Here is a 4,902-nt window from a genome sequence, read left to right as displayed (position 1 = left end):
CCAATATACATCAAACATTTCAAAATACTACTTGGCTTAACGCAGTCATTACACTGATTTTATACTTTCTTAACTTAGAACAAAAGCGTGAGCGCCCGATTAGAAACATAGCGACTGGAGCGAGTCAACGGAGATAAAGGATTCATGGAGCTTGCGAGCCAATGATGACTTATCGTATGGCGATTCGTGAAGTCGCCTCTTTTCTGGATGCTGGAGCTGAACGCGGCTCAACACGCCCCCTATTTAGCCACATGGCTAATTTTATTTTTTCCTAGATCACCAAAAAAACGAAAGATAATTAACCTACACTAATTATCTTTCGTTTTTTATTACTTTTGTCTAAGCCTCCATAGCAGATAACTGGAATATACTTTCTTTCCACGGAAAACAAATTTCAGCCTCTCCTCAGCATAACACTCACTGTGGATCTGTAAACCGTTTCTCCTTCCGTAGTCTGTATATTCAAGTTTTTCATCTAAAAAGGTTTCCGAAACAATCCCTTTCATTATTCTGCTTGAGCAGCAGTAATTAATGCTAAATTATAAACGTCCTCTGCACTACAGCCTCGTGACAGATCATTTACAGGTTTGTTCAAACCTTGTAAGATCGGACCAACTGCTTCAAATTCACCTAAGCGTTGGGCAATCTTATAGCCGATGTTTCCAGCTTCAAGACTTGGAAATACAAAGACATTAGCATCACCCTGAAGTTCAGCATTCGGTGCTTTTTTCTTTGCTACACTTGGAACGAATGCTGCATCGAATTGAAACTCTCCATCAATAGTTAAGGAAGGATTCTTTTCCTTTGCAATGTTTAGAGCTTCAACAACTTTTTCCGTTTCCTCTGACTTAGCTGAACCTTTAGTAGAAAAACTAAGCATAGCTACACGTGGCTCCACGCCAAATAATTCTGCAGTTACCGCACTTTCCACTGCGATTTCAGCAAGATCTTGACTATTTGGAGCTATATTAATGGCACAATCAGCAAATACATACTTCTCCTGTCCTCGCACCATAATGAATACACCTGATGTTTTTTGGACACCTGCTTTTGTCTTAATAATTTGTAATGCAGGTCTAACTGTATCGGCAGTTGAATGCGCAGCACCACTTACGAGTCCATCTGCTTGATTCATGTAAACAAGCATTGTCCCAAAGTAATTCTCATCTAGTAGAATTTTTTCCGCGTCCTCTTTGGAAACTTTACCTTTACGACGTTCCACAAACGTCTCCACCATCAAATCAAATTCTGGAAATTCAACTGGTTCCATCAATTTACAACGAGATACATCTACTCCAATGTCCTCTCCCTTTTGTTTAATAACCGTTTTATCACCAATTAATATTGGTGTTAGGATGTCAGCTGCTGCCAGCTGACTAGCTGCTGTCAATATACGTTCATCTGTCCCTTCTGGAAACACGATAGATTTATTTTGGTTAGAAACCTTTTCTTTCACTTGCTCAAATAATTGACTCACTTTTATAAAACCTCCTAAATGGATATAGTTAAATAGTAGATGATTTTTTACATAAATTAAAGCAATTCCTATCTAGCTTTATACGTTTTTTGACAGTCTTATGACAATATAGCGAACGATGACGAATTGATATGTTTACGTCATGAATATACTGCCCAAATTATGCTATAGTAAAAACAGATCGTAAATAAATTAAAAGGTGCTCGTCATAACCTTACACACATAGTTAAAGGAGAGATAAATATGGTAGAAGCAGTGGAAACGATGGACGGCTGGTATAGCCTCCATGATTTTCGTACAGTAGATTGGACTTCCTGGAAACTTGCTACAGAAGATGAGCGTAAGGAAGCAATTGACAGCCTTCAACATTTACTTGTTAAATGGGATAAAGTTGAAGATGGGAAAGATGGAAGTCATGCCCTTTATAATATAGTAGGACAAAAAGCAGATCTTATGTTTATGTTCCTTCGTCCTACAACAAATGAATTAGCTACCATTGAAACAGAATTGAATAAATCAAAAATGGGTGAGTTTTTAATACCTGCTCATTCCTATGTTTCGATTGTAGAACTTTCAAAATACCGACCGTATAAAGAAGAGCATCCGGAAGAAATACCAGAAATAGCCGCAAGGTTAAAACCAATCTTACCAAAATGGGAGCATGTATGCTTTTATCCGATGGATCGGCGACGCCATGGTGATGAAAACTGGTACACGCTTGAAAAAGATGTGCGAGGTAAACTGTTATACGAACATAGCATGACTGGCAGAAAATATGCGGGTAAAGTCTCACAAATTATAACTGGTTCCATTGGTCTTGATGACTGGGAATGGGGAGTTACTTTATTTGCTCATGACCCATTGCAATTTAAGAAAATTGTCTATGAAATGCGTTTTGATGAAGTAAGTTCTAAATACGGAGAATTTGGTGAATTCTTTGTAGGAAACCATCTTCCAAATGAAGCAATAGCAACATATTTGGAAATATAAGCCTCCTACTTAGCGAATTAAAAGATGTCCATGAATTGGGCATCTTTTTTATAGTCTAGGAAATTATAAAATTTAAGCCTATGGGTAAATATGGGGTCGACTCGTAATCACAGCGTGATTCCTTTATCTCCGTTGACTCGCTTCAGTCGCTATGTTTCTAATCGGGCACTTGCGCTTTTGTTCTTTTCCTTTAACAAAGCAAACGTAACATTTGATTTTATAACATATTTTCAATGCCTGCCACATACATATACTAATGCAACCAGAATGGACAGAAATGAGGAATGCAAATGGCTCTTGTCGCACATACAGATAATGATGTGGCGTTGTTAGCAAGATTAATGCGTGCGGAAGCGGAGGGGGACGGGGAGTTAGGAATGCTTATGGTAGGTAATACAGGTATTAATCGTGTCATTTCTAATTGTCTTGATTTTACAGAAATTCGAACGATTAATGATATGGTATTCCAAAGCCCTGGTGGGTTTGAAGCGACACAAAAAGGTTACTTTTACCAGCGAGCACGCGAAGCTGATAAACGGTTAGCTCGTAGAGTCATTCAGGGAGAACGACAGCATCCAGCAACAAATTCGTTATGGTTCTTTATGCCCGCTGGAGATTGTCCTGCTCAATGGTATGGTCAATGGAATGTAGGAAGATTCAAGTCTCATTGCTTCTATGCACCTACCGCCTCTGAATGTCCTTCCGTTTTCCGATAGTGAGGCATTAATATTTACTAATAGGAGGGTTTTACATGAGTGAAAACCAGGAAAATAACAATCAGCAAGCAGGAAACGGATATCAACCTTATCCGTATTACTATTATCCACCTTCATCTCCAGCTTATTATCCAAGTTATAATATGAGACAATACCCACCAACACAACAACAGACACAGCAACCATATCCTACGACCAGTAATCAGGGAATGCTTCCCATGCAGGAATCATACATCGAAAATATTCTTCGTTTAAACCGAGGAAAAGAAGCTACTGTTTATATGACTTTTGAAAATAATGACCAGTGGAATGCAAAAGTTTTCAAAGGGATCATTGAAGGTGCAGGCAGAGATCACATTATTCTAAGTGATCCGCAAACGGGTAAACGCTACCTCTTGCTGATGGTTTATTTAGACTATGTAACCTTTGATGAAGAACTAAATTACGCGTATCCATATGCAAATACCTCATACTCACCACGTTAAAAATCAAAATACGATCTAATAGAAAAGGGATGACACAACTTCCTTTGTGTTATCCCTTTAGCTATTAGATGTTTAGCAGTAAACAGAAAGGATGGATTCCATGAAGCATCCTTATGAAAAATTTATATTAGTCGAACTTATTACATTAGCTTGTGCCGCTGTAATCGGATTAATTGCACTTATAAAAGGCTATTTATTCTTAATTCTTTTCTGTCTTTTCCTTATTTCCATTAGTCTCGTATGTGATGGAATGATGGAATGGAACTTATACAAATCCATTCAAGCATTAAAGCAAGTGGCTCGTGCAGTACTTATCGTATTATTTTCTATCTATTTCCTATTTCAACTATAAACTATCGTATATAAAGCTATAAATGTTTTACAGCGAATGTACCCAATAGCACCCAGCCAATCAAAAATGCTACACCACCGAGCGGTGTGATCATTGCAAAGGTTTTAATTGCAGTTGTCGAATAAATATACAAACTTCCCGAAAACAGAATGATACCGATAAAGAACATCCAGCCTGCCCAAATAATACTAGCAGGATCAGCCTTCATCATTAATAATCCTGTTACTAATAATGCCATAGTGTGAAACATTTGATAATTTACTGCTTTTTCCCAGGTAGATAAAGCTTTTTCTGAAAGTCTTCCTTCTAAACCATGGGCACCAAACGCTCCCAACGCTACTGCTAAAAACCCATTAATCATGCCTAATACTAAAAATAGCTTCACGATTTACACCTCTTTATTAAAAATCAAAAATTGAATCCCCATTTGCTTCATCGTGTTCATTACCCGAGCTTGGTTTTGATGGTCTATGTAGTTTCGCATCATTATCACCAAGCATCGCCTTCATCTCTAAGGGAGAAATACCATTAACCTTAGCCCTAACTTGATCTTTTGCACTATCCTCAAGGAACAAATCACATAATAAACGAACATGACGAATATGCTTCACCAACTCTTCAGTGTTATTATCTTGATCTTTTGCTTCGTTTAGTTCATTTATCATTTTTTGTATGATTGTGGTATTTGCCACTGCCATTTATCTTGCTCCTTTCTTTTCTACCTCTTTTCATTATAAAAGCTGTGCTTCAGTAAAACAAACGTTTATTTGCATCATTCTCTCTTCATAAATCACTTTCTATAACAATAAGAAAAACGGAGCAAAATTCGCTCATTCCTTATCACTACATGCTCAGATTTACGCTTCCTCTAGTAGCTATTAT

General features: G+C 37.6%; 7 protein-coding genes. 4 read left to right on the top strand and 3 right to left on the bottom strand.

Annotated features, from left to right (window positions below):
- Positions 1 to 505 precede the first annotated feature (505 nt).
- Positions 506 to 1,477: a phosphate acetyltransferase gene (gene pta / locus Q1A47_RS19940; protein ID WP_166531036.1), complete on the bottom strand. Its 972-nt coding sequence runs from the start codon at positions 1,475 to 1,477 to the stop codon at positions 506 to 508.
- A 243-nt stretch (positions 1,478 to 1,720) separates the two neighbouring features.
- On the opposite strand from pta, the gene hemQ reads away from it, so the two are divergent.
- From hemQ to Q1A47_RS19920, 4 genes are all read left to right on the top strand, one after another.
- Positions 1,721 to 2,467, top strand: a complete 747-nt coding sequence (hemQ, locus tag Q1A47_RS19935; RefSeq protein WP_026681824.1) for a hydrogen peroxide-dependent heme synthase — start codon at positions 1,721 to 1,723, stop codon at positions 2,465 to 2,467.
- 290 nt (positions 2,468 to 2,757) lie between these two features.
- Positions 2,758 to 3,183, top strand: coding sequence for a cell wall hydrolase (locus tag Q1A47_RS19930; protein ID WP_026681825.1), 426 nt, complete (start codon positions 2,758 to 2,760; stop codon positions 3,181 to 3,183).
- A gap of 35 nt (positions 3,184 to 3,218) precedes the next feature.
- Entirely contained in the window at positions 3,219 to 3,668 is a 450-nt protein-coding gene (gene gerQ / locus Q1A47_RS19925; protein WP_026681826.1) for a spore coat protein GerQ, read from the top strand.
- Between the two features lie 100 nt (positions 3,669 to 3,768).
- Positions 3,769 to 4,020 (top strand): hypothetical protein, encoded by a 252-nt coding sequence (locus Q1A47_RS19920; protein WP_026681827.1) that lies wholly within the window; start codon positions 3,769 to 3,771, stop codon positions 4,018 to 4,020.
- A gap of 16 nt (positions 4,021 to 4,036) precedes the next feature.
- On the opposite strand, the gene Q1A47_RS19915 is transcribed toward Q1A47_RS19920, so the two are convergent.
- Positions 4,037 to 4,405 (bottom strand): DUF423 domain-containing protein, encoded by a 369-nt coding sequence (locus Q1A47_RS19915; protein ID WP_026681828.1) that lies wholly within the window; start codon positions 4,403 to 4,405, stop codon positions 4,037 to 4,039.
- Positions 4,406 to 4,421: 16 nt separating this feature from the next.
- Positions 4,422 to 4,718, bottom strand: a complete 297-nt coding sequence (locus tag Q1A47_RS19910) for a YwdI family protein (RefSeq protein ID WP_026681829.1) — start codon at positions 4,716 to 4,718, stop codon at positions 4,422 to 4,424.
- Positions 4,719 to 4,902: the final 184 nt, after the last annotated feature.

The organism is uncultured Virgibacillus sp. (assembly GCF_947495635.1).
GTDB classification, from domain to species: domain Bacteria; phylum Bacillota; class Bacilli; order Bacillales; family Amphibacillaceae; genus Virgibacillus; species Virgibacillus salarius.
Note: the sequence above shows the minus strand (reverse complement) of the source record. Positions and strands in the feature narration are given on the sequence as shown.

Bases quoted from the DNA above. Each gene is read 5' to 3' on its own strand.
- gerQ (WP_026681826.1), top strand. From the start codon at position 3,219: ATGAGTGAAAACCAGGAAAATAACAATCAGCAAGCAGGAAACGGATAT.
- hemQ (WP_026681824.1), top strand. From the start codon at position 1,721: ATGGTAGAAGCAGTGGAAACGATGGACGGCTGGTATAGCCTCCATGAT.
- Q1A47_RS19920 (WP_026681827.1), top strand. From the start codon at position 3,769: ATGAAGCATCCTTATGAAAAATTTATATTAGTCGAACTTATTACATTA.
- Q1A47_RS19910 (WP_026681829.1), bottom strand. From the start codon at position 4,718: ATGGCAGTGGCAAATACCACAATCATACAAAAAATGATAAATGAACTA.
- Q1A47_RS19930 (WP_026681825.1), top strand. From the start codon at position 2,758: ATGGCTCTTGTCGCACATACAGATAATGATGTGGCGTTGTTAGCAAGA.